This is a genomic window from Salinibacterium sp. AL4.1 (assembly GCF_059767305.1).
The window spans coordinates 150,195-176,967 of record NZ_JBSOQK010000003.1 but is presented as its reverse complement, the minus strand read 5'-3'; the positions used below and the strand labels follow the sequence as shown (position 1 = coordinate 176,967).

At 60.1% G+C, this 26,773-nt stretch carries 28 protein-coding genes; 22 read left to right on the top strand and 6 right to left on the bottom strand.

Annotation, left to right across the window (positions count from 1 at the left end; all coding sequences use genetic code 11):
* Positions 1-3 precede the first annotated feature (3 nt).
* The 5 genes from thrC (at position 4) to prmC (ending at position 6,324) form a co-directional block, all read left to right on the top strand.
* Positions 4-1,095 (top strand): threonine synthase, encoded by a 1,092-nt coding sequence (gene thrC / locus ACWTV3_RS13375; RefSeq protein ID WP_498478692.1) that lies wholly within the window; start codon positions 4-6, stop codon positions 1,093-1,095.
* Positions 1,092-2,030 (top strand): homoserine kinase, encoded by a 939-nt coding sequence (gene thrB, locus ACWTV3_RS13370; protein WP_341620773.1) that lies wholly within the window; start codon positions 1,092-1,094, stop codon positions 2,028-2,030. Before thrC ends, thrB begins: the two co-directional genes overlap by 4 nt.
* A gap of 132 nt (positions 2,031-2,162) precedes the next feature.
* The gene (gene rho / locus ACWTV3_RS13365; protein WP_498478691.1) at positions 2,163-4,361 is read left to right on the top strand and encodes a transcription termination factor Rho; all 2,199 of its coding nucleotides are present in this window, start codon (positions 2,163-2,165) and stop codon (positions 4,359-4,361) included.
* A gap of 2 nt (positions 4,362-4,363) precedes the next feature.
* A complete protein-coding gene (prfA, locus tag ACWTV3_RS13360) occupies positions 4,364-5,443 on the top strand; it encodes a peptide chain release factor 1 (RefSeq protein WP_100389965.1) in 1,080 nt (359 codons plus the stop codon).
* Between the two features lie 44 nt (positions 5,444-5,487).
* Positions 5,488-6,324 carry a peptide chain release factor N(5)-glutamine methyltransferase gene (gene prmC, locus ACWTV3_RS13355; protein WP_498478759.1) on the top strand — a complete coding sequence of 279 codons (837 nt, stop codon included), beginning with the start codon at positions 5,488-5,490 and terminating at the stop codon, positions 6,322-6,324.
* A gap of 72 nt (positions 6,325-6,396) precedes the next feature.
* On the opposite strand, the gene ACWTV3_RS13350 is transcribed toward prmC, so the two are convergent.
* Positions 6,397-7,011: an HAD-IA family hydrolase gene (locus ACWTV3_RS13350; protein WP_498478690.1), complete on the bottom strand. Its 615-nt coding sequence runs from the start codon at positions 7,009-7,011 to the stop codon at positions 6,397-6,399.
* Between the two features lie 68 nt (positions 7,012-7,079).
* On the opposite strand from ACWTV3_RS13350, the gene ACWTV3_RS13345 reads away from it, so the two are divergent.
* The 13 genes from ACWTV3_RS13345 (at position 7,080) to ACWTV3_RS13285 (ending at position 17,774) form a co-directional block, all read left to right on the top strand.
* Positions 7,080-7,736, top strand: a complete 657-nt coding sequence (locus ACWTV3_RS13345; protein ID WP_100389968.1) for an L-threonylcarbamoyladenylate synthase — start codon at positions 7,080-7,082, stop codon at positions 7,734-7,736.
* Positions 7,727-9,019: an MraY family glycosyltransferase gene (locus ACWTV3_RS13340; RefSeq protein WP_498478689.1), complete on the top strand. Its 1,293-nt coding sequence runs from the start codon at positions 7,727-7,729 to the stop codon at positions 9,017-9,019. The genes ACWTV3_RS13345 and ACWTV3_RS13340 overlap by 10 nt, the downstream gene beginning before the upstream one ends.
* Entirely contained in the window at positions 9,016-9,465 is a 450-nt protein-coding gene (locus tag ACWTV3_RS13335; RefSeq protein ID WP_498478688.1) for a Cg1360 family ATP-synthase-associated protein, read from the top strand. Before ACWTV3_RS13340 ends, ACWTV3_RS13335 begins: the two co-directional genes overlap by 4 nt.
* Before the next feature lie 142 nt (positions 9,466-9,607).
* A complete protein-coding gene (atpB, locus tag ACWTV3_RS13330) occupies positions 9,608-10,408 on the top strand; it encodes a F0F1 ATP synthase subunit A (RefSeq protein ID WP_498478758.1) in 801 nt (266 codons plus the stop codon).
* 49 nt (positions 10,409-10,457) lie between these two features.
* Entirely contained in the window at positions 10,458-10,682 is a 225-nt protein-coding gene (gene atpE, locus ACWTV3_RS13325) for an ATP synthase F0 subunit C (protein WP_129071100.1), read from the top strand.
* 25 nt (positions 10,683-10,707) lie between these two features.
* On the top strand, positions 10,708-11,268 hold the full coding sequence (locus tag ACWTV3_RS13320; RefSeq protein ID WP_498478687.1) for a F0F1 ATP synthase subunit B: 561 nt from the start codon (positions 10,708-10,710) through the stop codon (positions 11,266-11,268).
* Positions 11,268-12,062, top strand: coding sequence for a F0F1 ATP synthase subunit delta (locus tag ACWTV3_RS13315; RefSeq protein ID WP_100389976.1), 795 nt, complete (start codon positions 11,268-11,270; stop codon positions 12,060-12,062). The genes ACWTV3_RS13320 and ACWTV3_RS13315 overlap by 1 nt, the downstream gene beginning before the upstream one ends.
* A 37-nt stretch (positions 12,063-12,099) precedes the next feature.
* The gene (gene atpA / locus ACWTV3_RS13310) at positions 12,100-13,737 is read left to right on the top strand and encodes a F0F1 ATP synthase subunit alpha (protein WP_498478686.1); all 1,638 of its coding nucleotides are present in this window, start codon (positions 12,100-12,102) and stop codon (positions 13,735-13,737) included.
* A 50-nt stretch (positions 13,738-13,787) separates the two neighbouring features.
* Positions 13,788-14,687, top strand: a complete 900-nt coding sequence (locus tag ACWTV3_RS13305) for a F0F1 ATP synthase subunit gamma (protein WP_100389978.1) — start codon at positions 13,788-13,790, stop codon at positions 14,685-14,687.
* 20 nt (positions 14,688-14,707) lie between these two features.
* Positions 14,708-16,234 carry a F0F1 ATP synthase subunit beta gene (atpD, locus tag ACWTV3_RS13300; protein WP_229820453.1) on the top strand — a complete coding sequence of 509 codons (1,527 nt, stop codon included), beginning with the start codon at positions 14,708-14,710 and terminating at the stop codon, positions 16,232-16,234.
* Between the two features lie 2 nt (positions 16,235-16,236).
* On the top strand, positions 16,237-16,497 hold the full coding sequence (locus tag ACWTV3_RS13295) for a F0F1 ATP synthase subunit epsilon (protein ID WP_100389979.1): 261 nt from the start codon (positions 16,237-16,239) through the stop codon (positions 16,495-16,497).
* A 9-nt stretch (positions 16,498-16,506) separates the two neighbouring features.
* Entirely contained in the window at positions 16,507-17,028 is a 522-nt protein-coding gene (locus ACWTV3_RS13290) for a P-loop nucleotide/nucleoside kinase family protein (protein ID WP_100389980.1), read from the top strand.
* Entirely contained in the window at positions 17,025-17,774 is a 750-nt protein-coding gene (locus tag ACWTV3_RS13285) for a YaaA family protein (RefSeq protein ID WP_498478685.1), read from the top strand. Before ACWTV3_RS13290 ends, ACWTV3_RS13285 begins: the two co-directional genes overlap by 4 nt.
* A gap of 188 nt (positions 17,775-17,962) precedes the next feature.
* On the opposite strand, the gene ACWTV3_RS13280 is transcribed toward ACWTV3_RS13285, so the two are convergent.
* From ACWTV3_RS13280 to ACWTV3_RS13260, 5 genes are all read right to left on the bottom strand, one after another.
* Positions 17,963-18,553: a DNA-3-methyladenine glycosylase I gene (locus tag ACWTV3_RS13280; RefSeq protein WP_498478684.1), complete on the bottom strand. Its 591-nt coding sequence runs from the start codon at positions 18,551-18,553 to the stop codon at positions 17,963-17,965.
* Entirely contained in the window at positions 18,550-19,062 is a 513-nt protein-coding gene (locus tag ACWTV3_RS13275) for a methylated-DNA--[protein]-cysteine S-methyltransferase (protein ID WP_498478683.1), read from the bottom strand. The genes ACWTV3_RS13280 and ACWTV3_RS13275 overlap by 4 nt, the downstream gene beginning before the upstream one ends.
* A 91-nt stretch (positions 19,063-19,153) precedes the next feature.
* Entirely contained in the window at positions 19,154-20,206 is a 1,053-nt protein-coding gene (locus tag ACWTV3_RS13270; protein ID WP_498478682.1) for a hypothetical protein, read from the bottom strand.
* Between the two features lie 54 nt (positions 20,207-20,260).
* Positions 20,261-21,643: an aspartate aminotransferase family protein gene (locus ACWTV3_RS13265; protein WP_498478681.1), complete on the bottom strand. Its 1,383-nt coding sequence runs from the start codon at positions 21,641-21,643 to the stop codon at positions 20,261-20,263.
* Positions 21,644-21,708: 65 nt separating this feature from the next.
* Positions 21,709-22,191, bottom strand: a complete 483-nt coding sequence (locus tag ACWTV3_RS13260) for an Lrp/AsnC family transcriptional regulator (protein ID WP_498478680.1) — start codon at positions 22,189-22,191, stop codon at positions 21,709-21,711.
* 122 nt (positions 22,192-22,313) lie between these two features.
* Between ACWTV3_RS13260 and ACWTV3_RS13255 the strand changes: the two genes are divergently transcribed.
* From ACWTV3_RS13255 to ACWTV3_RS13240, 4 genes are all read left to right on the top strand, one after another.
* Positions 22,314-23,750, top strand: a complete 1,437-nt coding sequence (locus ACWTV3_RS13255; protein WP_498478679.1) for a gamma-aminobutyraldehyde dehydrogenase — start codon at positions 22,314-22,316, stop codon at positions 23,748-23,750.
* Between the two features lie 43 nt (positions 23,751-23,793).
* Positions 23,794-24,408 carry an FHA domain-containing protein gene (locus ACWTV3_RS13250; RefSeq protein WP_498478678.1) on the top strand — a complete coding sequence of 205 codons (615 nt, stop codon included), beginning with the start codon at positions 23,794-23,796 and terminating at the stop codon, positions 24,406-24,408.
* Between the two features lie 18 nt (positions 24,409-24,426).
* Complete coding sequence (locus tag ACWTV3_RS13245) at positions 24,427-25,221, top strand: PP2C family protein-serine/threonine phosphatase (RefSeq protein WP_498478677.1); 795 nt, start codon at positions 24,427-24,429, stop codon at positions 25,219-25,221.
* A gap of 119 nt (positions 25,222-25,340) precedes the next feature.
* A complete protein-coding gene (locus ACWTV3_RS13240) occupies positions 25,341-26,768 on the top strand; it encodes a serine/threonine-protein kinase (RefSeq protein WP_498478676.1) in 1,428 nt (475 codons plus the stop codon).
* The last annotated feature ends 5 nt before the right edge of the window (positions 26,769-26,773 follow it).

Here is a 26,773-nt window from a genome sequence, read left to right as displayed (position 1 = left end):
ATAATGAATAGCGAAATCCGGAACCGCCAGTGGCGCGGCCTGCTTCACGAGTACGCCGACCGTCTCAACATCTCTGATGCAACCCCCATCATTACGCTCGGTGAGGGCGGCACTCCGCTGCTTCCCGCACCAGCGCTGTCGGCTCGCACCGGCGCCAAGGTCTGGGTCAAGTTCGAAGGGATGAACCCCACCGGTTCGTTCAAGGACCGCGGCATGACGATGGCGATCTCCAAGGCTGTCGAGCACGGCGCCAAGGCCGTCATCTGCGCCTCGACCGGTAACACCTCCGCGTCGGCCGCCGCCTACGCCGCTCACGCTGGCATCACTGCCGCCGTTCTCGTTCCCGAGGGCAAGATCGCAATGGGCAAGCTCAGCCAGGCCATCGCGCACAACGGTGAACTCATTCAGGTTCAAGGAAACTTCGATGACTGCCTCGACATTGCTCGCGACCTCGCCGACAACTACCCCGTGCACCTCGTTAACTCAGTGAACCCTGACCGTATCGAGGGCCAGAAGACGGCGGCATTCGAGGTCGTTGAAGTCTTGGGAGATGCTCCTGACTTCCACATCGTTCCCGTCGGAAACGCCGGAAACTACACCGCCTACTTCCGTGGTTACAGCGAAGAGCTTGAGCGCTCCGCTACCACGAAGCTTCCGCGCATGTTCGGCTTCCAAGCCGAAGGCAGCGCTCCCATCGTTCGCGGCGAAGTCGTCAAGAACCCTGACACGATTGCTAGCGCCATCCGCATCGGTAACCCGGCATCGTGGCACCTCGCCACGGAGGCCCACAAGGTATCCGACGGCTACTTCGGTGCCATCAGCGACGCCAAGATTCTCGAAGCCCAGCGCATCCTCTCGGCTGAGGTCGGTATCTTCGTTGAGCCCGCATCTGCGATCAGCGTTGCCGGTCTCTTGGAGCGTGCCGAAGCTGGCCAGATTCCTCGCGGTTCCACCGTCGTGCTCACCGTTACCGGTCACGGCCTCAAGGACCCGCAGTGGGCTCTCAAGACGGCCAGCGGCGATGACATCACGCCCAAGGTCGTTCCCGTCGACACCGCTGAGGTCGCAAGCGTGCTGGGGCTGGCCAAGGCATGACCTCGCTGGTCGGTCGCAGCGTCGTCGTGCGCGTGCCGGCGACCTCTGCCAACCTCGGTCCCGGCTTTGACACGCTCGGGCTTGCCCTCTCGCACTACGACGAACTGATCGTTACTGCGGTCGAGGGCTCGGGCGTCGAGATCGATGTCACGGGTGTTGGCGCAGGAATTGTCGCGACCGATGAGTCGAACCTCGTCATTCAGTCGATCCAGCACTGCTTCACACACTTTGGGCAGTCGATGCCGGCACTCCATGTATCGGCGACCAACGTCATCCCGCACGGTGGTGGCTTGGGTTCGTCAGCGGCAGCAATTGTCTCGGGTGTTATGGCCGCGAAGGGCTTGCTCGACGGCATCGTCGAGATGGATGCCGCCACTCTTCTCGTGCTCGCTACCGAGCTCGAGGGGCACCCCGACAACGTCGCACCGGCACTCTTGGGCGGTCTCACGATCGCGTGGAGCACCGAGTCGGGGCCGCTAGCGAAAAAGTTGATGGTGCACCGTGGAGTGTCACCGCTCGTCTGCGTTCCTGACTTTCAGGTCTCGACGGCGCACGCACGCAGTTTGCAGCCGGATGCTGTGCCCTACGCCGATGCTGTCTATAACGTCTCGCGGGCAGCGCTCTTGATTGCCGCCCTCACGCAGAGCCCCGAAGTGTTGCTCGAAGCCACGGGGGATCGCCTTCACCAGGATTACCGCGCTGCAGCGATGCCGCAGACCACAGAATTGATCCGCATGCTGCGTTCCCACGGTCATGCGGCTGTAGTTTCGGGCGCTGGCCCCTCGGTGCTCGTGCTTGCTGACGACCCGGCGAAGCGCCTCGAAGCAGTCGCTCTCGTGCAGGAGCACGCCGCAACGCCGTGGGAATGTCTACTCTTAGCCGTGGACTTCAAAGGTGCTACAGTGAATGAGCACCAGGTAGAAGCTACGGCGTAGCCGCAGCCTCCCGGTCGCATTTCACCCGTCGTATCCCCGAATTTTGATTCCTGCGCATCCGCGCAGACATCGGTGAGCGACTAGCTCTCCGCCAAGTTATTCATTCTTGGTTGGGGAAAGGAACCCCTAGTAGTGACTGACGTCAACAACCACGCATCAAGCGTGGATTCCCGTACCGCGCTGAGCGCGTTGCGACTGCCCGAGCTTCAAGCTATGGCAGCCGAACGCGGTATCACCGGTACTTCCAAACTTCGCAAAGGAGATCTCGTGGACGCTATCAACGAGAAAAACAACAGCAACAAAGATTCTGCCCCCGCCACTGAAGCGGCTGCCGCTCCTGTGCGTAAGCGTGCTTCGCGCCGCGTTACGAGCACCGATGGCGCCGCTATCGCTGGCTCCGAAGCTCCCGCGGGCGCTCCGCAGGTAGACAAGAGCGCTGCCGCTGCCCAGGCTCCCGCTGCGGATGCCGCAGCAGAGAAGCCCAAGACGGCTAGCCGCAAGAAGAAGGCTGACTCCGCGCCCGCCGCCGAGTCGGATGCCGCAGCCGGCTCCGCAGCGTCGACCGACGCCGCAGCATCCACCGAGGCTCCCGCAGCCGACGCCGCGCCTAAGCGCAGCCGTCGCAGCTCCAGCCGCAGCGTTGCAACGGCAGATGCATCAAGCGATAACACTGCCGCATCGAGCGACGTGAAGTCATCCGACACCGAGGGCAAGTCCGTCAAGGGCGCCAACAAGAACAACAAGAGTGACAAGGGCGCGAAGAACGCCGACACCAACTCTGACAACGCCGAGAAGAACGGCAACGCTGATAAGAACAGCGACAAGAACAGCAACGCTGACAAGAACAGCAGCAACGACAACGACAACGACGGTGACAACGCCGATAACGAGTCGGGTTCGGGCCGCGGACGTAACCGTAACCGTAACCGCAACAACAACAGCCAAAACGGTGAAGGTTCTGGCCGTCAGAACAACAACCGTCGCCAGAACAACAACGGCGAAGGCAACAACGGCGGCGACAGCAACAACGGTGGCAACCGCAACAACCGCAACAACGATGACTCGCGCGGCGGCGACGCTGATTCCGAGCGCGGTGGACGCGGCCGTTACCGTGACCGCAAGCGCGGCCGTGGAAACATGGGCGACGACTTCGAGCCCGAGATCACCGAAGATGACGTACTGATTCCGGTTGCCGGCATCCTCGACGTTCTCGACAACTACGCTTTCGTGCGCACCACCGGTTACCTTCCCGGTAACAGCGATGTTTACGTCTCGCTCGGCCAGGTCAAGAAGTACAACCTCCGCAAGGGTGATGCCGTTGTCGGCGCTATCCGCCAGCCGCGTGAGGGTGACAACAACCAGGGCCGCCAGAAGTACAACGCCATCGTGCGCATCGACTCGATCAACGGGCTCCCCGTTGAAGAGGCAGCAAACCGCGTTGAATTCGGCAAGCTCACTCCGCTGTACCCGCAGGAGCGACTGCGTCTCGAGACCGAGCCGACCATGCTGTCGACTCGCATCATCGACCTCGCTGCTCCGATCGGTAAGGGCCAGCGCGGCCTGATCGTTTCGCCTCCAAAGGCTGGCAAGACTCAGGTTCTGCAGGCCATCGCGAACGCGATCTCCAAGAACAACCCCGAGGTTCACCTCATGGTTGTTCTCGTTGACGAGCGTCCCGAAGAGGTCACCGACATGCAGCGCACCGTCAAGGGCGAAGTTATTGCTTCGACCTTCGACCGCCCCGCTGAAGACCACACCACCGTCGCTGAACTCGCTATCGAGCGCGCCAAGCGTCTCGTTGAGCTCGGCCACGACGTAGTCGTTCTGCTCGACTCGATCACTCGCCTTGGCCGTGCGTACAACGTGACGGCACCGCCGTCGGGTCGCGTACTGTCGGGTGGCGTCGACTCCGCAGCACTGTACCCGCCGAAGCGTTTCTTCGGTGCGGCCCGCAACGTTGAAGAGGGTGGCTCGCTCACCATCATCGCTACCGCTCTCGTCGAGACCGGTTCGAAGATGGACGAGGTTATCTTCGAAGAGTTCAAGGGCACCGGCAACATGGAGCTTCGTCTCTCGCGCCAGCTCGCCGACAAGCGCATCTTCCCCGCGGTCGATGTCAACGCATCGGGAACCCGTCGCGAAGAAATGCTGTTGGGTGCCGACGAGGTCAAGGTCACGTGGAACTTGCGCCGTGCACTCGCTGGTCTCGATCAGCAAGCGGCGCTCGAGATCGTGTTGAATAAGCTGAAGGACACGCAGTCGAACGTTGAGTTCCTCATGCAGATCCAGAAGTCGCTTCCCTCCACTACCGGCAACAAAAAAGAGGACTAACAATGTTCGAGTCAGTACAGTCGCTGCTGACCGAGCATGCGGATCTCGAGGGCCAGCTTGCTGACCCCGAGCTCCACTCCGACCCGGTCCGCTCTAAGAAGGTCAACCGACGCTACGCCGAGTTGTCGCGCATTGTCGCGGCATACAACGACTGGCGTCAGCTGACCGACGACCTCGCGGCAGCCACCGAAATGGCTGACGAAGATGAGTCGTTCGCTGAAGAGATCCCCGGTCTCACCGAGACTCTCGAAGCTGCCCAGGAGAAACTGCGCCGCATCCTGATTCCGCGTGACCCCAACGATTCCCGTGACGTGATCATGGAAATCAAGATGGGTGAAGGTGGAGCCGAATCGGCCCTCTTCGCGGGTGACTTGCTGCGGATGTACCTCCACTACGCAGAGTCGAAGAAGTGGAAAACCGAGATCATCGAGCAGACCTCGAGCGACCTCGGCGGCATCAAGGATGTCCAACTCGCCATCAAGGGATCGTCGAGCGATCCTGCTGAGGGCGTCTGGGCGCACTTGAAGTACGAGGGTGGAGTGCACCGTGTTCAGCGCGTGCCCGCCACGGAGTCTCAGGGGCGCATCCACACCTCCGCTGCTGGTGTGCTGGTGTTCCCCGAGGTCGACGAGCCTGAAGAGGTCGAGATCAGCCAGAACGATCTCAAGATCGACGTGTATCGCTCCTCAGGTCCTGGCGGCCAGTCGGTGAACACGACGGACTCCGCTGTTCGTATTACTCACCTTCCGACCGGCATCGTCGTGGCTATGCAGAATGAGAAATCGCAACTGCAGAACCGCGAGGCCGGTATGCGAGTGCTTCGTGCGCGCATCTTGGCTCGCTACCAAGAAGAGGCGGATGCCGAAGCGAGCGAGTACCGCAAGAGTCAGATTCGCACGATGGATCGCTCCGAGCGCATTCGCACGTACAACTTCCCCGAGAACCGCATTGCTGATCACCGCACGGGATACAAGGCCTACAACCTTGACCAAGCGATCAATGGTGCGCTTGAGCCCGTCATCCAGTCGTGCATTATTGCCGACGAAGAGGCGCGCTTGGCTGAAGTAGGAAACGACTCCTGAACGAGGTAACTCCCGTTTCACACGACTCCAGTGTCGCTGACCTTCTGGCCAGCGGCACTGAGTTGTTGAACGGCGGGGGAGTGCCCACGCCCGAGGTCGATGCCGAGCTGCTTCTGGCTCACGTTCTTGAGCTGGGGCGTGGTGAGCTTCGTGTTCGCGTCGTCACCGGTGCCACCGTGCCCGCAGAAAAAGCGGCGCACGCTCATGAACTTTTTGCTCGCCGTGCTGCCCGCGAGCCCCTGCAGCACATCACTGGGATGGCGCCCTTTCGCAATCTTGAACTCAGCGTGGGCCCGGGTGTTTTCGTTCCTCGCCCCGAGACTGAAACGGTCGTGCAGTTCGCGATCGACGCCCTCAATGCCAGCGCGACTCCCGAGCCTATTGGCGTTGACCTGGGCACGGGTAGTGGAGCTATCGCTCTGGCCATGGCCACCGAGGTCACGCGCGCGCGCATCTTTGCGGTCGAGCTCTCGCCTGACGCCATGCCCTACACGAGCGAGAACTTTCGCCGCTATGGCGAGCCAAATGCAACGCTGATCAACGCTGACCTGGGCGACGCTTTCCCTGAACTCAACGGCACCGTTGACGTCGTGATTTCGAATCCGCCGTACATTCCGGCCGCGGCGACCCCGCGCGATATCGAAGTTCAGCTTCATGACCCCGCTCTGGCGCTCTACGGGGGAGAAGACGGCATGGATGTCGTACGCCGCGTGTCGATGACCGCGCGCCGTCTGCTCCACGACGGCGGCACTCTCGTACTCGAGCACGGCGAAGAACAAGCTCCGGCCCTTGCCGCGCTGCTCACGGCGGACGGCTGGAGAGCCGTAGCCCACCACAAAGACCTTCTCGGTCGCGACCGCGCAACCACGGCTCTGCTCTAGAGCCCGCGTTCGATCCGTCCGCACAATGTGCAACGCGCAAAGTGCGACGCGGAACTTGCGACGTGCAAGTTGCTAGGCGCGAGCGGCGGCAAACTCTTCGATCGCGGCATGCATGCCGGCGCAGGTGCGAAATTCGTGGCCGGTGATACCGAGGCTCTGGGCGGCAGCAACGTTCTCGGGCATGTCATCGGCAAAGAACGCGTTTTCGGGTGCGACGCCGTACGCCTCGAGAGCCCGCTCAAACACGACCGGGTTGGGCTTACGGGCACCATAGTGGCTTGAGGTCCGCAGGTGATCGCCGAAGATCTCGACAAGCTCCGGGGCGACTCTGGCGAGGTTATCGCCGAGAAGCGCTCCATTGTTGGTCAATAGCGTCGCCCGGCCGAGTTCGGAAGCGCGGCGGGCGGCTGCGAGCGAATCGGGCCACGGCGTCATCGCTGCCGCTCGAATCTTTAGCCAGCTGTCGAGATCCACGCGCTGGCCGATGGCTTCTTCGAAGGCGGCAAGGTATTCCTCGCCGGTTGCGTAGAGGCCGGCTTCGGCGCCAAATTCGCCGTCATCGTGCCACCAGCGGCGGCGCAGTTCGAGAAAGCTGAGGCCCGTGAGCTCGCTCATCGCGGCCATCCGCGCACGCCAGTCGTAGTCGTAGAGCACGTCATCCATGTCAAAGATGAAAAGCAGCGTCATTGTTTGCCATCGCTATCTGTTAGTCGTGATCAGTCTTTCACTGTTTCTCCCGGTACCATGTTGGGGACATGGATGACCTTTACGATTGCGCCGACGAAGCCCAACTCCTCACCGGTATGAGAATGGCGCGTGTGGCGATTGGCCGTGGCGACCTCGTCGTCATTCCCACCGATACCGTTTACGGCGTTGCGGCAGACGCTTTTCAGCCGGATGCGGTGCAGAAACTTATTGACGCCAAGGGGCGTACTCGGCAGTCGCCTCCTCCGGTGCTCATCCCCGGCATCCCCACGCTTGATGCTCTCGCGGCGACGGTGCCCGACGAAGTGCGCACGCTCGTGGCCGAGTTCTGGCCCGGTGGCCTCACCATCATTCTTCCCGCCCAGCCCTCGCTGAGCTGGGATCTGGGGGAGACTCAGGGCACGGTTGCTTTGCGGATGCCGTCGAACCGTATTGCCCTCGAACTCCTTTCAGAGACGGGACCGCTCGCGGTGTCCAGCGCCAACAGCACCGGTCTGCCGGCCGCTCGCACGGCTGAGGCTGCTCACGAGATGCTGGGGGACTCCGTTTCGGTGTACCTCAGCGACGGTGAGGGCGGAGAGCTCGCGTCGACCATCGTGGATGCCACGGGTCTGCTTGTTGAGGGTGGCAAGCTGCGCATCGTGCGCGAAGGCGTCATTTCGGCCGACGCCATTCGCGATCTGATCGGGGCCGATCTGTGCGAATAGTTTTCTACTTCCTCATCGCGGGTATCGCCGCGATGGTCACCTACGCGCTTTCGCTGTTGGTGCTCAAGGTGGCGCTCAAGTACAAGCTTTATCCGCAGGTGCGTCAGCGCGACGTGCATTCGCGGCCCACTCCGCGACTGGGCGGCGTTGCGATGTTCTTCGGTGTGGTTGCGGCGTTCGCCGTGACCTCCAGTTTCAGCAACTTCTCGCTCATCTTCAATGAGCCAGGCAAGGTCTTTGGTCTTCTCGGCGCTGCCCTGATCATTGTGATCATCGGTGTCGCCGACGATATCTGGGATCTTGATTGGCTCACGAAGTTGGCCGGGCAAGTGATTGCTGCATTCGTCGTAGCGTGGCCAGGCGTGCAGCTCTCAACCTTGCCGATTGGCGGGAAAACAATCGTGTCGCCGCACGTCTCGATCATCATTACGATCTTCGCGATTGTCCTGGTGATGAATGCGGTCAACTTCATCGACGGACTCGATGGACTCGTTGCCGGTGTCGCGATCATCGCGAGCAGTGTCTTTTTCATCTATGCCTATCTGCTGCAAGGGCAAGCTCAGACCGAATACTTCAACCTTGCGTCTCTTACTACCGCGATCTTAATCGGGGCTTGCGTGGGGCTTCTTCCTGTGAATTTCTACCCGGCAAGAATGTTCATGGGTGATGCCGGTGCGCTGCTCGTAGGCCTTCTCATGGCAGCCTCTGCGATCTCCGTCACTGGCCAGGTCGACGACACGTACCTCGCACAGCCAGACAAGTTCACACTTGGTTTCTTACCCGCCTTCATCCCCATCCTCTTGCCCATAGCTGTTTTAGTCATTCCTTTGCTTGACTTCGGGCTTGCGATCATCCGCCGCCTGCGTGCTGGCAAGTCTCCCTTCACTGCTGACCGTAAGCATTTGCATCACCGTTTGCTAGATATGGGGCACTCTCACCTCCATGCGGTGCTCATCCTCTACAGCTGGACCTTCGTTGCCTCAGTCGGCGTTCTCGGGTTCACCTTCGTGCCGTGGCGTTGGGCCGCGCTCATGTTTATCGCGGGTCTTGCCGTGTGTGCGGCGGTAACGCTAGCGCCCCTGAGCCGCCGCAAATCGAGAGAAGTCGCCGCGCAACGTCTCGCCGCTGAGCAAGAGACTCTCGACGTCGCAAGGTACGACGGACTGGATGCGGCCTCAAGTGCTACAGCGGTGACCAGCTCATCCCCACCCGACAACGATCCGGATCACCCTGCGCCTCAGGGCGGCCCCGAAAGTCCCCACACAAAGGAACCCAGCGAATGAAGTCCTCAGCAATCCTCGGCCGCGCGATCGCTTATGGAGCGATCCTGACCGTCAGCATCGCTGTCGTCGGTTCCATCATTGGCTATCTCGTAGCGGGAAACTCGGGAATGATCAGCGCCCTCATCGGTGCCGGTCTCACCGCACTCTTCATGGGCCTCACCGCCGGCAGCATCGTCATCGCGTCTCGAGCAAGCGGCGGAGACTCCTCAAGCACGATCTTCTTTGCAGTCGTTCTCGGCGCGTGGCTGATGAAGTTTGTCGTCTTCATCGCGATCCTCGTGATCCTGCGTAGCCAGCCGTTCCTTGAGCCCGTCGTATTCTTCTTCGCGATGCTCGCGGCAGTGCTCGGAAGCCTCGTTGTTGACGTGCTCGCGTTCGTCCGAGCCCGCGAAAGTTACGTGCCTGGAGTGCAGTTGCCAGGTGAAGATACCTCGACGTCAAACTAATCTCGCGGATTCGCTTTCAGATTCGTCGTGAGTGTAATTCTCTTGATACAGTTGATCCTGCTACAAACCCCCATCTTTCATCGCCGCGTAATTACACGCCCCGATTCTGGAGACAGCGCTGTTATATAACGCTCTCGCGCTCATTGCGCCCTTTGCCACCGATGACGGATCAGGCGACGGGGGCTTTCACGGCCCCTCGCTAACCGAGTTTGTCCCACCCGGGTTTCTTTTTGTAGATACCCCCTTTGAGATCAACCGCATCATGATGGTGCGTTTCATCGCTGTCGCTGTTTTGGTCCTGCTGTTCTGGCTGGGCACGCGACGCATGAGCATGATCCCCGGCCGCGGCCAGAGCCTGCTCGAGATGGCCGTCGGCTTCGTCCGCTCAAACATCGCTGAAGGCGCATTGGGCAAGGAAGACGGCAAGCGCTTCATGCCGCTCCTCGCCACCATGTTCTTCATGGTGCTGGCAATGAACATCACCGGTATTGTGCCGGGGCTGAACATCGCGGGTACCTCCGTAATCGGTGTGCCGTTGGTCTTGGCGCTAGTCGCCTACGTCGTGTTCATCTACGCGGGAATCAAGAAGCAGGGCTTCAACTTCTTCAAGGCGTCGCTCTTCCCCGCCGGTGTGCCGTGGCCGCTGTACTTCATCGTTACTCCGATCGAGTTCGTCTCCACGTTCATCCTTCGCCCGGTAACTCTCGCCCTTCGTCTTCTCATGAATATGATCGCGGGTCACATGCTGCTCGTGCTCTGCTTCTCGGCAACGCACTTCTTCCTGTTCACTGCTGGCGGCCTCTTCGGTCTGTTCAGCATTGGCACCCTCGCCTTTGGCTTCATCTTCACAATCTTCGAACTACTTGTTGCGGTACTTCAGGCTTATGTCTTCACATTCCTGACCGCCGTATACATCCAGCTCGCGCTGGTCGAAGAGCACTAGACCGATCCCGGCACTCGCCTGGATTAGAAAACCACGGAAGGAAACACAAATGAACGTCGCAGAGCTGACTGGAAACATTGCACCCCTCGCATTCGGTGTTGCAACCATCGGACCCGCCATCGGTGTAGGCATCGTCGTAGGAAAGACCGTTGAGTCGGTTGCACGCCAACCTGAACTTCAGGGTCGCCTCACGGGCCTGATGTTCCTCGGTATTGCATTCACCGAAGCGCTCGCATTCATCGCGATCGCCGTAGCATTCATCCCGTTCCCGTAACCACTAACTGACTGAGGAGGCTGGGATGCATAGCGCACTACTGGCTGCTGCAGAAGAGGGCGAACCGGTTATCAACCCGCTCATTCCCGCAGATTACGACATTATTTGGTCAGCGGTTTGCTTCGCTATCATCTTGTTCTTCTTCTGGAAGAAGTTCCTTCCAGCACTGACGAAGACGCTCGATGCTCGCGCTGACGCCATCGAAGGTGGCATCAAGAAGGCCGAGATCGCTCAGGCTGAAGCTGCTACCGCTCTTGAGCAGTACAAGACGCAGCTTGCTGAGGGCCGTGCCGAAGCCGCGAAGATCCGCGAACAGGCTCGTCTCGAGGGAACCGCAATCGTCAACGAGCTCAAAGAGCAGGCGACGGTTGAAGCCGCTCGCATCACTGCGAACGCTCAAGCAACGATCGAAGCAGAACGCCAGGCGGCACTCGTCTCGCTCCGCAGCGAAGTTGGCTCAATGGCCATCGACCTCGCATCGGGCGTTATCGGGCAGAGCCTGACAGATGACAAGAAGTCGTCGGCACTCGTCGACCAGTTCTTGGCTGACCTCGAGGCATCAGAGAAGGCAAAGGCGAAGAAGTAATGGGATCAGCTACGAGAGAAGCGCTTGTTGCAGCGAAGGATGCACTCGCATCCGTCACTGCCAAGAACTCTCTGGCCACGGGCGCAGAGCTGTTCAAAGCAGGACGTGTAGTGGGCGACTCCGCTCAGCTTCGTGCTGTTTTGGCTGACCCTGCCGTTGACGCGAAAGACAAGGCCGCAACAGTCGGCTCGGTTTTCTCGTCGCTGAGCGCCTCAACGCGCACCGTACTTTCAGCCATCGTGAGCGCTCGCTGGTCGAGCGCTGACGACTTGCTCGCAGGGATCGAAGAGGTCGGCATTCGTGCGATCGCTAAGTCGGCTCCGGCAAAGCTCGCAATCGAAGACGAACTCTTTGCTTTCGGTACTACCGTCGCGTCTGACGCACAGCTCGAGCTTGCTGTTGGCAGCAAGCTCGGTTCGGCTGCTGCTAAGTCGAAGCTCGTCGGTTCCTTGCTCACGGGCAAGGCATCTGAACAGACGGCGCTGATCGTTGATCATCTCGTTCAGCAGCCCCGTGGGCGTCGCATCGGGGAACTCGTTTCCACGGCCGCTGACATCGTTGCGGACCAGGCAGGCAAGGCCGTCGCAACAATTACGACCGCCGCACCGCTCAAGGCAGCACAGCTTGAGCGCCTGCGTGCAGGACTTGCCAGCAACTACGGACGCGAGCTCAAGCTCAACGTTCGTCTCGACCCCTCGATTATCGGTGGGGTTCGCGTGCAGATCGGTGACGAAGTTATCGACGGCAGCGTTTCCACCAAGCTCAACGACCTCAGGATCCAACTCGCAGGCTAGCGAGTTAGCAGAACTTTCCACGGAATAGGAAAACACAATGGCAGAACTCAGCATTAGTCCGGACGAGATCCGCGACGCGCTCAAGGACTTCGTCAAGGCTTACGAGCCCGGCAAGGCCGCGACCACCGAAACCGGAACGGTCATTGACGCGTCCGACGGCATCGCCCACGTCGAGGGACTCCCCGGCGTTATGGCCAACGAGCTCATCCGCTTCGCTGATGGAACTCTGGGCCTCGCTCAGAACCTCGACGAAGACGAGATCGGTGTTGTTGTTCTCGGTGAGTTCACCGGCATCGTCGAAGGTATGGAAGTTACTCGCACTGGCGAAGTTCTTTCCTCGCCCGTCGGTGACGCATTCCTCGGCCGTGTAGTTGACCCGCTGGGTAACCCCATCGATGGTCTCGGCGACATCAAGGCAGAAGGTCGCCGCGCCCTTGAGCTTCAGGCTCCTGGCGTTATGGCCCGTAAGAGCGTGCACGAGCCCATGCAGACCGGAATCAAGGCAATCGACGCCATGATCCCGATCGGCCGTGGCCAGCGCCAGCTGATCATTGGTGACCGCCAGACGGGTAAGACCGCCATCGCGATCGACACCATCATCAACCAGAAGGACAACTGGGAGTCGGGCGACGAGAACAAGCAGGTTCGCTGCATCTACGTTGCTATCGGTCAAAAGGGTTCCACGATCGCTGCCGTCAAGGGTGCGCTCGAAGACGCCGGCGCAATGGAGTACACCACCATCGTGGCTGCTCCCGCATCCGACCCCGCAGGCTTCAAGTACCTCGCTCCCTACACCGGTTCGGCCATCGGCCAGCACTGGATGTACGGCGGCAAGCACGTACTGATCATCTTCGATGACCTCTCCAAGCAGGCTGAGGCCTACCGTGCCGTATCGCTGCTCCTGCGCCGTCCGCCAGGACGTGAGGCATACCCCGGTGACGTGTTCTACCTGCACTCCCGTCTGCTCGAGCGTTGTGCCAAGCTCTCTGACGAGCTGGGTGCCGGTTCGATGACCGGTCTTCCGATCATCGAGACCAAGGCAAACGACGTTGCTGCCTACATCCCGACCAACGTGATCTCGATCACCGACGGCCAGATCTTCTTGCAGTCCGACCTCTTCAACGCCAACCAGCGCCCCGCTGTTGACGTGGGAATCTCGGTCTCGCGAGTCGGTGGTGACGCCCAGGTCAAGTCGATCAAGAAGGTTTCAGGAACCCTGAAGCTCGAACTCGCTCAGTACCGTTCGCTCGAGGCATTCGCGATGTTCGCATCTGACCTCGACGCAACGAGCCGTCGCCAGCTTGCTCGAGGCGCACGCCTCACCGAGCTGCTGCGCCAGCCGCAGTACTCGCCGTTCCCCGTCGAGAACCAGGTCGTTTCGATCTGGGCCGGCACCAACGGCAAGCTCGATGAAGTTCCTGTCGAAGACGTCCTTCGTTTCGAAAGCGAACTCCACGACTACCTCGCACGCAACACGAAGGTGCTCGACACCCTCCGCGAGAAGAACGCACTCGATGACCAGCTGATCGCTGACATGGATGCCGGAGTTGAAGCCTTCAAGCTGGGCTTCCAGACGGGTGAGGGCAAGTCGCTCAACTCCGTCGGCACCGAGGAGTTCGACGAGATCGCTGAAGAAGACATCGCTCAAGAGCAGATCGTCAAGCAGAAGCGCTGAGCTTCGCAGCAGTGATCATCGACCAACACGACATAGAAAGTTAGAAAGCCATGGGAGCGCAACTTCGGGTCTACCGGCAGAAAATTAGTTCTGCCAAGACGACCAAGAAGATCACACGCGCGATGGAGCTGATCTCCGCGTCGCGCATTCAAAAGGCGAAACAGCGGGTTGCTGCATCGGGTCCGTACTCACGCGCCGTAACGCGTGCCGTTTCGGCGGTGGCGACTTTCTCGAACGTCGATCACGTGCTCACAACGGAGCCAGAGAAAGTCGAGCGCGCTGCGGTCGTCATTTTCTCCAGCGACCGCGGCCTCGCAGGAGCGTTCAACTCGAACGTTCTTCGCGAAGCTGGTGAACTCGCTGCTCGCCTCGAGGGTGAAGGTAAAGAAGTTGTTTACTACCTCGTCGGCCGCAAGGCTGCCGGATACTTTGCCTTCCGCAAGCGAGATGCTGAGCAAATCTGGACCGGTGGAACTGATTCCCCTGAGTTCGAGATTGCTAAGGAGATCGGTGACGCGGTTGTCAGCAAGTTCCTGCAGCCGGCCAGCGAGGGTGGCGTAGACGAGATTCACATCGTTTACAACCGCCTGGTCAGCATGCTTCTGCAGGTTCCTGAGGTTGTGCGTCTGCTCCCGCTGGAGATCGTCGAAGGTGTAGAAGCTCCCGATGAGAAGGATGTTCTCCCTCTCTACGAGTTCGAACCTGAGGTCGACAAGGTGCTTGACGCCTTGCTGCCGGTCTACATCGAAAGTCGTATCTTCAACGCCATGCTTCAGTCTGCTGCTGCAAAGCACGCCGCAACGCAGAAAGCAATGAAGTCTGCAAGCGACAACGCAGACAAGCTCATCAACGACTACACGCGCCTCGCAAACAACGCGCGCCAGTCTGAGATCACCCAGCAGATTTCCGAGATCGTGGGCGGCGCGGACGCCCTGAGCTCGGCTAAGTAAGAACCATAGATAGGGAAGCCATGACTGAAAAAGCCCCGGCCAAGAAGGCCCCAGCCAAAAAGACGCCAGCAAAGAAGGCGCCTGCGAAGAAGGCAGCTGCCGCTGCTGTTGTCGCCGGCGTTGGACGTATCGCACGTGTAACCGGTCCCGTTGTGGACGTCGAGTTCCCGCACGATTCGATCCCCGGTATCTACAACGCTCTCAAGACCAACGTTTCGATCGGTGGCGAGACCACCGAGATCACACTCGAGGTTGCTCAGCACCTCGGAGACGACGTTGTTCGTGCGATCGCGCTCAAGCCGACTGACGGACTTGTCCGCGGCCAGGAAGTCCGCGACACGGGCGAGCAGATCACGGTTCCCGTTGGTGACATCACCAAGGGCAAGGTCTTCAGCGTTACCGGAGAAATCCTGAACGCGGATGCCGATGGCAAGGTCAACGGCGAAACGATCGAGATCACCGAGCGCTGGCCTATCCACCGCAAGCCCCCGGCATTCGACCAGCTCGAGTCGAAGACCGAACTCTTCGAAACCGGTATCAAGGTCATCGACCTTCTCACCCCGTATGTCCAGGGTGGAAAGATCGGACTTTTCGGTGGTGCCGGTGTCGGCAAGACCGTTCTGATCCAGGAAATGATTCAGCGTGTAGCTCAGGACCACGGTGGAGTTTCCGTATTCGCCGGTGTTGGTGAGCGTACCCGTGAAGGTAACGACCTCATCGCTGAAATGGACGAGGCAGGCGTCTTCGACAAGACGGCCCTAGTCTTCGGCCAGATGGATGAGCCGCCAGGAACGCGTCTCCGCGTCGCTCTCTCGGCTCTGACCATGGCTGAGTACTTCCGCGACGTGCAGAAGCAAGACGTGTTGCTCTTCATCGACAACATCTTCCGCTTTACGCAGGCCGGTTCCGAGGTTTCGACCCTTCTGGGCCGTATGCCTTCCGCCGTGGGTTACCAGCCGAACCTTGCCGACGAGATGGGTATCCTTCAGGAGCGCATCACGTCGACCCGTGGACACTCGATTACGTCGCTGCAGGCAATTTACGTTCCTGCCGATGACTACACCGACCCCGCACCGGCAACGACCTTCGCCCACCTCGACGCCACGACTGAGCTCAGCCGTGAAATCGCATCGAAGGGTCTGTACCCGGCCGTTGACCCGCTCACCTCGACGAGTCGTATCCTCGACCCCCGTTACCTAGGTGCCGACCACTACCGCGTTGCTACCGACGTGAAGCAGATTCTGCAGAAGAACAAGGAACTTCAGGAGATCATCGCGATCCTCGGTGTTGACGAGCTCTCTGAAGAAGACAAGATCACGGTATCGCGCGCACGTCGTATCCAGCAGTTCCTCTCGCAGAACACCTACATGGCGAAGAAGTTCACCGGTGTTGAGGGATCGACTGTTCCGCTCAAGGACACCATCGAGTCGTTCGACGCGATCGTCAAGGGCGAATTCGACCACGTTGCTGAGCAGGCGTTCTTCAACGTCGGTGGAATCAACGACGTCGAAGAGCAGTGGGCCAAGATTCAGAAAGAGAACTCCTAACAATGGCAGTTCTCGCAGTGAGCGTTGTCTCCGCCGACCAGGAACTCTGGTCGGGGGAGGCAACCCAGCTCATCGCTCGTACCACCGAAGGTGAAATCGGAATCCTCCCGGGTCACGAACCGCTTCTGGCGATTCTGGCCAAAGGTGAGGTCCGTGTTTCCACCGCAGATGGCCAGACGGTGACCGCAATTGCGGACAACGGGTTCCTCTCGGTTGAGAACAACACCGTCACCGTGGTGGCGAGCACCGCAGAACTGGTTTAGTTTTCAATCATGCTTATAGCGATGGCCGGGTTGCCGGGTGCAGGAAAATCGACTCTCGCAGAGGTCGTTGGTGCCCGGCGCAAGACCACCGTGTTGTCTGTCGACCAGATAGAGACAGCGATCCTGAAGGCCGGCATCAGCGCCGGACAACCGACAGGACTCGCTGCCTATCTGGTGGCGGAGACCCTCGCCGAATCCGTGCTGATGAACGACAACGACATCATCATCGATGCTGTCAACGCCGTGGATCCAGCGCGCGAGCAGTGGGTCAACCTAGCCGAGCGCACCGGCTCCGGCATCCGATTCATTGAAGTCGTCTGTTCCGACGAAGAACTCCACAAAGAACGCCTCGTAGAGCGCGCTGCTAAGCGTGAGCTTGCGGGTGCGCCAGACCGCGATGCTGTCGAGCAAAGCGTTGAAGAGTATTCTCCGTGGAGCGGAGTGAGCGGCGCCGTCGCCCGCATCACCCTCGACTCTGCCGGCCCCATCGGCGTCAACGTCGAACGGGCGTCCGCTTTCCTCGACGCGTGATCGTTCTCCTTCCTCCGTCCGAAACTAAGCGTGACGGGGGAGATCAGAGTGCCGTGCTCGACTGGGATCGCCTCTCGTTTCCCGAGCTCACTCAGCCACGGCAAGCCGTCGTATCTGCGGTCTCAGAGCTCGCCGGGGACACCGAAGCCGCTCAACGCGCCCTTGGCATCAGCTCGAAACAGCTTTTCGAAGTGGAGCGCAACCGTGCGTTGGCCACCGCGCCGGTAATGCCAGCCCTCGAACGCTATACCGGCGTGCTATTCGACGGTTTGGATGCCGCGACCATGACTACTGATGAGCGCTCGTTCGCCCACGAGACTGTGGTCGTGCATTCTGCCCTGTTCGGCCCGATCGGTGCCGGCGATCCCATTCCCGCGTACCGCCTGTCTCATAACTCCAAAGTTCCTGGTCTGCCGTTGAAGAAGCATTGGCGTGCTCCGGCGTCCGAAACTCTGGCGGGGCTCGGTGGGCTCCAGCTAGACCTTCGCTCTGAAGCGTACGCACAGTTGGGCACGGCAGGGGAGAACAGCGCGTACCTGCGAGTGGTGACGACCGGTGCAGATGGCAAGCATGTGGCGTTGAGTCACTTCAACAAGAAGTCCAAAGGACTCTTCACTCGTGCGCTCGTGCGGGCGGGGATCCGCCATTCAACGGTCGACTCGCTTCTCGAGTGGGCAAACGGTGCCGGCTTCCAGCTGGAACACGGAGCCCTTGGCGAACTCGATCTAATCGTAGAGAACCCCTAGTGATGGCGCTGATCCACACCGCAGATCAGCCGCAATTCTTCTGAACCGCTGACGCTGCCGCAGCACCGCTGAGCTGATGCGCTGCCGGGCCGTGACGCTGCCGCAATACCCCTGAACCGCTGACGCTGCGGCTGCGCTTCGACTCCGCTGTGCCGGCCGCGCTCTTAAGCAGCTAAGCAGCTAAGTAGCTAAGCGGCGCGCCAGCAGCCTTCGAGGTGGTCGTCGACCATGCCCGCGGATTGCATGAGCGCGTACATCGTTGTCGGGCCCACAAAGCGGAACCCTCGCGCTTTGAGCGCCTTACTCATGGCCGTTGACTCCTCGGTGGTCGCAGGAACGTCCCCGAACGCTGCGAGACGAGTAGTTCGTGGTGGCGGTGCGAAACTCCACAGCAGCGTGTCTAGCGCGCCGGGGTCGTTCCGCGTGAGCTCGAGAGTCGCTTGAGCATTGGTGATCGCCGCAGATACCTTGAGCCGATTGCGGATGATGCGGGGGTCGTTCAGCAACCGTGCAATGTCGTCGTCGCCGTAGCCTGCGATCGTGGCGGCGTTGAAGTGATCGAAGGCTTCGCGGATGCCCTCACGGCGACGCAAGATCGTGATCCAGGACAGGCCCGCTTGAAACGCTTCGAGCATTATCTTCTCGAAGAGTTTGTGGTCGCCGCGGAGGGGATTGCCCCATTCGGTGTCGTGATACTTGCGGTACTGCTGGTCGTCTCCGACCCAACTGCATCGAGCGCGGCCGTCCGGCCCGGCAAGGAGGGATTCACGATCGCTCACTTGTGACTGATTCCCTCGTGCTTGAGAAGCCAGACTTTGGTGGGAATGCCGTCGCCACCGCTGTAGCCGGTAATCCGCTGGTTCGAGGCCAGCACGCGGTGACAGGGAACGATGATCGGAATCGGGTTGGCGCCGACAGCACCGCCAACGGCGCGACCGGCGGTGGGGCGGCCTGTCGCGCGGCCGATATCGGCGTAGGACACTGCGGCGCCGTACGGCAGTTGGTTGAGCTGTAGCCACACGGACTTTTGGAATTCTGTGCCGGCCGCGGAGAGCGGCAAGTCGAAGGAGCGGCGGTCTCCGGCAAAGTACTCGGCGAGTTGAGCGGCCGCGGTGTCGAGAACCTGGCAAGAACGCTCCGGCTGTTCGCTGCGGGGGAGAACACCGTCGTTCTCAATGGCGAGGCCGATGACGCTAGCGCCGTCGCTCGTGAGCTCGATACGGCCTATCGGCGAAGACAGCCGGCGCAGGTAAGTGACCTCGGTCTGTAGGGGGGTGAGCGTGTTCATGCTTCGAGCGTACGCCGCCTAGCGAGAAGACGGCTGGCCATTTTCGGACATTGCAATTCGCTTCGAAAAAACGTGCTGTGGAGGAGCGGCGTTAGATGCCGTCTTCGTTGCGCGGTTCGATGTTGATGCTCTCGTTGAGTTCGCTGATCGTGGCGTTGAGATCTTCGAGCTGAACGACAAGCCCGTCGTAGGCGGCGACGTTAGCTTCGATGGTGTCGTAGAGCGCGTTCAGCTCATCCTGGCGATCGATGAGCTGGTTTCGTTCACGATTGAACTGATCGAGCGTGGTGAAGTCTCCTCGGTCAGCGCGTGCATTGAAGTTGTCGATGTCGGCGTTCAAGCTGTCATAGCCCGAGTTGTAGGTCGCGTAGTCGTCATCGATCGTGCCTCGGAGAGCATCCAGCTGCTCAACGAGCTTCTTGCTGGCATCCAGCTGTTCGGTGAAGACTGCATTCGACTTCTCGTGCAGCGCCACAACTGTCGCGCGATCCGTGAAGTAGGTGGCGTAGTGCTCTTCAAGCTCCGGGCTCAGATCGGCAAATTCTGTACCGATGATCGAATGGAGCTCGTTTGAACGCTCGCCGGGCTCAGTCTTAGCGTAGAACTCCAGCGTTGTTGCGAACTCCGGATCATCCTTCATGCGGTCGGCTTCTGCCTCGAGCAATGGCGCCAGTCGGGCGCGCTCGTCATCCGAAAGTCGATCCCACGCAGCGTGGAGCATCTCGTGTGCGGCGACGACCTCTTCGATGCCGGCGAGCCGCTCATCCGTCACATCAAAGAGGTATATCGCTTTGCTGCTCGGAAAGTAGCATCCCAGCACGCCAAAGTTCTCTTCAACGTTGGAGCACGTGCTGTTGAACTCCGGGTTTTCTTGGACGACGGGCTGGCTCGCGTAGAAGAGGAACTCGCCCTCCTCTGACATCGCCGCCGAGGTGACGTAGGTGCTCACCGTAGAGGACGGCTCGAACTGCCACACCGTGAACTGATCGGAGATGCGCTGCTGGTGTGTGAGAGCCCACACCCCAGCAGCGATCACCGTTACGTTCAACAGGATCGCGAGCACAATTGCGATTGCGCGTGCCACAGTGATCCGAGCGCGGTCATCGCGCGGACGCAGTGTTAGCGAATTTTCCTCAGTGCTCACGGAAGGAACTCTATCCGAGCCGTGGGGTAAGAGGGAGGGCGAACGCGGTGGGTTCTAGAGACGGCTCCATGCTTCGGTCAAAACCGAACGCAGGATCGATTCTATCTCGTCAAACTCGGCGGGTCCGATCGTGAGCGGCGGTGCCAGCTGAATCACAGGATCTCCACGGTCATCGGCGCGGCAGTAGAGCCCGGCTTCGTAGAGCGCCTTCGACAAGAAACCGCGGAGCAGGCTCTCGGATTCTTCATCGTTGAAGGTCTCTTTTGTCGCCTTGTTTTTCACGAGTTCGATGCCGAAGAAGTATCCATCGCCACGAACATCGCCCACGATGGGCAAGTCGAGAAGGCGCTCAAGGGCAGCACGGAACTTGGGAGAGTTCTCGCGGACATGCTCGTTGATCTTCTCTTCTTCGAAGATGTCGAGGTTCTCTAGCGCTACTGCAGCGGAAACCGGATGTCCGCCGAAAGTGTAGCCGTGGTAGAAAGTCGTCTCGCCGTGCTTGAAGGGCTCGTACACGCGGTCGGAGACGATGGTCGCACCGATCGGTGAGTAGCCGCTGGTCATTCCCTTGGCGCACGTGATCATGTCGGGAACGTAGCCGTATGCATCACACGCGAACATGTGGCCGAGGCGACCAAACGCGCAAATGACTTCGTCGCTGACGAGCAGAACGTCGTACTCGTCGCAAATCTCGCGCACGCGCTCGAAGTAGCCAGCGGGAGGCGGGAAACATCCACCCGAGTTTTGAACGGGCTCTAAGAAGACCGCAGCGACGGTCTCGGGGCCTTCGAACTGGATCATTTCTTCGATGCGGTTCGCCGCCCACAGTCCGAATTCTTCTTCGGTGCCGTGGAAGCCCATCTCCTCGGCGCGGTAGTAGTTGGTGTTTGGCACGCGGAAGCCGCCGGGAACGAGAGGTTCGAACATCTCCTTCATGCCGGGGATGCCGGTGATGGCCAGTGCTCCCTGCGGGGTGCCGTGGTAGGCGACGGCACGCGAGATGACCTTGTGCTTGGTGTGGCGGCCCTGAAGCTTCCAGTACTGCTTGGCCAACTTGAAGGCGGTCTCTACTGCCTCGCCACCGCCGGTGGAGAAGAAGACGCGGTTAAGATCGCCCGGGGCGTAGCCCGCTAGCCGGTCAGCCAGCTCGATGGCCTTGGGATGCGCGTACGACCAGAGCGGGAAGAACGCGAGTTCTTCAGCCTGCTTAGCCGCGACCTCGGCCAGGCGCTTGCGGCCGTGACCCGCGTTGACAACGAAAAGTCCGCTGAGGCCGTCGAAGTACTTGTTGCCCTTGGTGTCATAAATGTGGTGACCCTCACCGCGAACGATGATGGGAACGCCGTGACCGTCTTCCATCACCGACTGGCGGGAGAAGTGCATCCATAGGTGATCTTTCGCTTTTTGCTGAAGATCGGCTTCGTTGAACTCTGACATCTCAAACACTTTCTTTAGTGCGTTGGGGAACTGGTGCGTGGTGACGTTGGTGAGGTGGGGAGCGCTTAGCGCGTTCCCCAGTTATAGAACTGCTTGTGGAGGCGCAGGTAGACGAAAGTTTCCGTCGATCGCACGCCTTCGATGCCGCGGATGTCGTGGTTGAGGAGCTCGATGAGGTCGTCGTCGTTCTCACACACGACTTCGACGAGAAGGTCGAAGCTGCCGGCGGTAAGAACGACGTAGTCGACTGAGGGGAGCTTGCCGATCTTTTCGGCCACCGAAGTGGTGTCTCCCGAGATCTGGATGCCGATCATTGCTTGGCGAAAGAAGCCCAGTTGCATTGGATCAGTGACAGCCACGATCTGCATGACGCCAGATTCGGTGAGCTTCTGCACGCGCTGGCGTACAGCGGCTTCGCTCAAGCCAACAGCCTTGCCGATCTCCGCATAAGAACGACGACCGTCGTTCTGTAGCTGTTCGATGATTGACTTGGAGACGTCGTCAAGGTGCACAGGCTTGTTGGCGGAACCACGCGAAGAAGTGCTCATGTATCGATTTTGTCAGTTCAGGGCATGGCTGGCAAGTGATTCCGTATCAAAAATGCCTTTTTGCGGCGGAAATCGTTAGTGCCGGGGTGGATTAGTGGCGTCATGGTCGCTATCTTTGAGGCATGAGCGCTCCTGACATCCAGAACTTTATTAATGGCGAGTACGTCGCAGCGCGTACGGAAAGCGGCTTCGATGTGATCGACCCCGCCACTGAAGACAACTACGCGCACTCGCCGGTTTCGTCGAGTGCGGATGTTGACGCCGCCTATTCCGCCGCGGCGACAGCCTTTGAGACTTGGGGTGAGACCACGCCCTCCGAGCGCCAACTTGCGCTCTTCCGTATCGCCGACGCAATGGAAGCTCGCGCCGACGAATTCGCCGACCTCGAGTCGAAGGACACCGGCAAGCCGCGTGCGAGCCTCGTCGCTGACGAAATCATGCTTTCGGTCGACCAGATTCGGTTCTTCGCCGGCGAAGCCCGTCATCTCTCGGGAATGGCCTCGGGCGAGTACATGAAAGACCACACGTCGTCGATCCGTAGAGAACCGATCGGCGTCATCGGGCAAGTAGCGCCGTGGAACTATCCGCTCAACATGGCGGTGTGGAAGGTCGCCCCGGCCATCGCTGCGGGAAACACGACCGTGCTCAAGCCCAGTGACACGACTCCCTCGGCGACACTGCTGTTCGCTGAAGTCGCCGCTGAGTTTCTTCCCGCTGGCGTGTTCAACGTGCTGACAGGGGACCGCACCACCGGCGGGCTCATGATCGACCACAAGACGCCGCAAATGGTGTCCATCACGGGATCGGTGCGGGCGGGAATGGAAGTCGCCAAGGCGGCATCCGTCGATCTCAAACGAGTGCACCTCGAGCTGGGCGGTAAGGCTCCTGTTGTTGTCTTCGACGACGCCGACATCCCCGCTGCTGTTGCCGGTATTGGCGCCGCGGGGTACTTCAACGCGGGGCAGGACTGCACTGCGGCGACGCGAGTAATCGTGCACGCCAACATCCACGACGAGTTCGTTGCTGAGCTTGTGAAGTGGACGCGCGAGAACGCGACCACTGGTGCGCCGAGCGAAGACGTCTATTTTGGTGCCGTGAATAACGCGAACCAACTTGCGCAGGTGTCTCGCGTCATCGAAGAGCTGCCATCGCATGCGCAGGTCGAACTCGGTGGTGCACGCCAGGGCGATCGCGGTTACTTCTACGAAGCGACCATCGTTTCGGGACTTCAGCAGAACGACTCGGCAGTTCAGAACGAGATCTTCGGCCCCGTCATCACTGTTCAGAAGTTCACGGATGAGGGCCAAGCGCTTGAGTGGGCCAACGACGTCAACTACGGGCTGGCTTCGAGCGTGTGGACTCGCGATCACGGCCGTGCGATGCGCTTCGCTAAGCACCTCGACTTCGGTTGCGTCTGGATCAACACCCATATTCCGATCGTGGCGGAGATGCCCCACGGTGGCTTCAAGCACTCGGGTTATGGCAAAGATTTGTCGAGCTACGGTTTCGAGGACTACACCCGCATCAAGCATGTGATGAGTTTTATCGGACAAGCGTGACGTGCTCCCACGAGAAAACGTCTAGCGTGCCTAAGATTGCCGCGTGAAGCATGACTTCGATGACACGATAACGGCGGGCCAGCGGCCGCAGCTTCAGCCGACCATGCCTGATCTCGATGACACGATTATCATCAGCGCGCGACGAACCGCAGCGGTCGTTAAGCCCTACCAACGTCCCGTCGAATCGCAAGCAAAGCAAGCATCGCCGACTACAGCTCAAGAGGCAGCGCGCTTGCGGGCGCGTGCCGCAGCGCAAGTGAAGCCACCGCGCGCTCCCGTGGAGCCGACGGCGGCATCCTCTGCGCTGTATTACCGGGTGCAACTTGACGGCACTGCGCAGATGTACTCTCTGGAACATGCGTGTGTGTTTGGGCGAGACCCGCGACCTCCGCGCATTGTGAAAGGCGTGGGCCCGCGCCTTGTGGCGGTACAGTCTCCGCAGTGCGAAGTATCAGAAACGCACGTCGAAGTGCGGCAATTGGGGGCATCGGTGATCGTCACCGATCTGCGCTCCACCAATGGTTCGGTCGTTCAAGTGCCGGGCAATGCGGCACGAAAACTTCGTCAGGGTGAGTCGGTGGTGGTTTCCACCGGCACGCTAGTGGATATTGGAGACGGAAACATTATTAGGATTCTGCCTCGGCGGCGTCTGGAGTAAACGGGCAGGAAGGTAGCCGTGACCGAAATCGGCGGCAACAACCCGGGGCATACCATCGCCCTACCGGGGCGAGCAGAACAAACGTTTACGTTTGCGTGGGCTGCGGGCACTCACACTGGACATCGGCGCGCCGCAAACGAGGACAGCTACGTGGCGCGTTCTCCCATGTTCGCTGTGGCCGATGGAATGGGCGGACACTCGGCGGGAGATCTCGCCAGTGCTGCCGTCGTCGAGCGACTCGATGATGCCATTACGGGTGACTTTCTGCCGGCACGCGCTGTGGAGCGCGCGCTGGAACGAGCGACCGACTACATCGGCTTGATTGCGCAAGACAGTGAGCTGGGCGTGGGGACGACCGTCACTGGCGTCGTGATCACTGAACACCACGAGTCCGCGAGCTTCGCCGTCTTCAACGTGGGGGACAGCCGGGTCTACAACTTTGACTCCGAGCGCCTAACTCAAATCACACGAGACCACTCGGTGGTTCAAGACCTCGTTGAGGCCGGCTTGATCTCGCGCGACGAGGCAGACGATCATCCGGATGCCAACATCATTACGCGAGCGATCGGCTTCAACGCCGCACCGTCACCAGACTTCTGGATGCTGCCTATCCAATGCGGGCAGCGCCTGCTGGTCTGCTCGGATGGCCTCACTCGCGAGGTCTCGGACGACGAAATTGAGCGCCTGATGAAGCAGGGTCTTTCTCCCGATGAGACGGTATCGCAACTCATTGATTCCGCGCTCGATAGCGGTGGGCGAGACAACATCACCGCAATTGTGATCGATGTGTTGAAAGTGCCTACAGCGGCGTAGCCCTCGAGTCCTCCATACTGGGGACAGACAAACTGACCCCAGACAAGGGGCAGAATCCGATTTTTGAGTGGTTTCCTCATTTAGAATGATCGAACTCGACGACAAGTAAGGGGTGTTCTGTGGCGAGAAGATTGCCCTCAGCTCCTCCTGCGCTGCCCGGATTCTCCCACGTTCACGTTCTGGGCTCGGGTGGCTTCGCCGATGTCTTCCTTTATGAGCAGAATATGCCGCGACGCCAAGTCGCTGTCAAAGTGATGCTCAGCGAGGTTGTGAACGACCAAGTTCGGCTCATGTTCCAGGCCGAAGCCAACCTGATGGCCCAGCTCAGCTCGCACCCTTCGATCCTCACGGTCTACCAAGCGAGTGTGTCTTCAGACGGCCGCCCGTACCTTGTCATGGAGTTGTGTTCCTCGTCGCTCAGCCAGCGTTACCGAGTCGAACGACTCCCTGTTCCTGAAGTGCTTCGCATTGCCATCAAGATCGGCAGTGCTATCGAGACCGCCCATCGTGCGGGTGTGCTGCACCGAGACATCAAGCCGTCCAATATTTTGACGACTGCCTATGGGCATCCTGTGCTCTCCGACTTTGGTATTGCGGCGACGCTCAGCGAGTCTGAAAATCTTGAAGCCGTGGGAATGTCGATCCCGTGGTCGGCACCCGAAGTGTTAATGGATGAGACCGCCGGCACGATCGAATCTGAACTGTGGTCGTATGCGGCCACGGTGTACTCGTTGCTTGCCGGGCGCTCGCCCTTCGAGGTGCCGGGGGAGTCGAACAAATCGACCGACCTCATCTCACGCATTAACCGCGCGAAGCCACGCACTACCGGGCGAAGCGATGTGCCCGAGAGCTTGGAACGCGCCCTCAACCGCGCGATGTCTCGCAAAGCGGAGGCGCGCCAAGGCAGCGTTCTCGAACTAGTACACGAGTTGCAAGCGGTGGAGTCTGAGCTCGGGCTCTCGCAGACAGCAATCGAAGTTGCCATGGACGACTGGGCTCTGGCTACGGTCGCCGAGCTGGAAGACCGCACCCGTGTGCGCCCCGGCCAAGCATCACCAATGACGTCCTCGCAACGCCGTAAGCGTCGCCGCCCCGCTAACATCGAAGAAAGCTTCGGCTCGTTCGAGAGTGAAGCGGCCGAAGGCAAAATGTCGCGTCGCAAGACAGGCATCAGTCCCATTCCCAAAACGCGCGGCATGCAGACCGTCGCGTGGATCGGTGTTGCGCTCGCAGCCTTCGTCGTCGTGCTGGGAGCCACGGCCACGTTCATTCAGCTTCAGTCGGGCTCGAACGACATCCCCGTGGTGAGCGACATCTCAGCATCGGTCTCAGCCGACGTCGTGGAGTTCTCCTGGCTTGATCCCGGCCTCGAAGCCGGCGACTTCTACCAAATCAAAACGACCGATGGGCAACCGTCAGTTCAGCAGCGCGAGCCGAACTTTGTCGTTGACGCTGAGTCGGGCGAAAACGTCTGTATTTCCGTCACTGTTACTCGCGAGGGCAAGTCTGGCCCCGCGAGTGCCCAAAAATGCGCGGTGTTGCCGTGATGAGG

Bases quoted from the DNA above. Each gene is read 5' to 3' on its own strand.
- thrC (WP_498478692.1), top strand. From the start codon at position 4: ATGAATAGCGAAATCCGGAACCGCCAGTGGCGCGGCCTGCTTCACGAG.
- thrB (WP_341620773.1), top strand. From the start codon at position 1,092: ATGACCTCGCTGGTCGGTCGCAGCGTCGTCGTGCGCGTGCCGGCGACC.
- prfA (WP_100389965.1), top strand. From the start codon at position 4,364: ATGTTCGAGTCAGTACAGTCGCTGCTGACCGAGCATGCGGATCTCGAG.
- ACWTV3_RS13350 (WP_498478690.1), bottom strand. From the start codon at position 7,011: ATGACGCTGCTTTTCATCTTTGACATGGATGACGTGCTCTACGACTAC.
- ACWTV3_RS13345 (WP_100389968.1), top strand. From the start codon at position 7,080: ATGGATGACCTTTACGATTGCGCCGACGAAGCCCAACTCCTCACCGGT.
- ACWTV3_RS13335 (WP_498478688.1), top strand. From the start codon at position 9,016: ATGAAGTCCTCAGCAATCCTCGGCCGCGCGATCGCTTATGGAGCGATC.
- atpE (WP_129071100.1), top strand. From the start codon at position 10,458: ATGAACGTCGCAGAGCTGACTGGAAACATTGCACCCCTCGCATTCGGT.
- ACWTV3_RS13320 (WP_498478687.1), top strand. From the start codon at position 10,708: ATGCATAGCGCACTACTGGCTGCTGCAGAAGAGGGCGAACCGGTTATC.
- ACWTV3_RS13315 (WP_100389976.1), top strand. From the start codon at position 11,268: ATGGGATCAGCTACGAGAGAAGCGCTTGTTGCAGCGAAGGATGCACTC.
- atpA (WP_498478686.1), top strand. From the start codon at position 12,100: ATGGCAGAACTCAGCATTAGTCCGGACGAGATCCGCGACGCGCTCAAG.
- ACWTV3_RS13305 (WP_100389978.1), top strand. From the start codon at position 13,788: ATGGGAGCGCAACTTCGGGTCTACCGGCAGAAAATTAGTTCTGCCAAG.
- atpD (WP_229820453.1), top strand. From the start codon at position 14,708: ATGACTGAAAAAGCCCCGGCCAAGAAGGCCCCAGCCAAAAAGACGCCA.
- ACWTV3_RS13295 (WP_100389979.1), top strand. From the start codon at position 16,237: ATGGCAGTTCTCGCAGTGAGCGTTGTCTCCGCCGACCAGGAACTCTGG.
- ACWTV3_RS13290 (WP_100389980.1), top strand. From the start codon at position 16,507: ATGCTTATAGCGATGGCCGGGTTGCCGGGTGCAGGAAAATCGACTCTC.
- ACWTV3_RS13275 (WP_498478683.1), bottom strand. From the start codon at position 19,062: ATGAACACGCTCACCCCCCTACAGACCGAGGTCACTTACCTGCGCCGG.
- ACWTV3_RS13265 (WP_498478681.1), bottom strand. From the start codon at position 21,643: ATGTCAGAGTTCAACGAAGCCGATCTTCAGCAAAAAGCGAAAGATCAC.
- ACWTV3_RS13260 (WP_498478680.1), bottom strand. From the start codon at position 22,191: ATGAGCACTTCTTCGCGTGGTTCCGCCAACAAGCCTGTGCACCTTGAC.
- ACWTV3_RS13255 (WP_498478679.1), top strand. From the start codon at position 22,314: ATGAGCGCTCCTGACATCCAGAACTTTATTAATGGCGAGTACGTCGCA.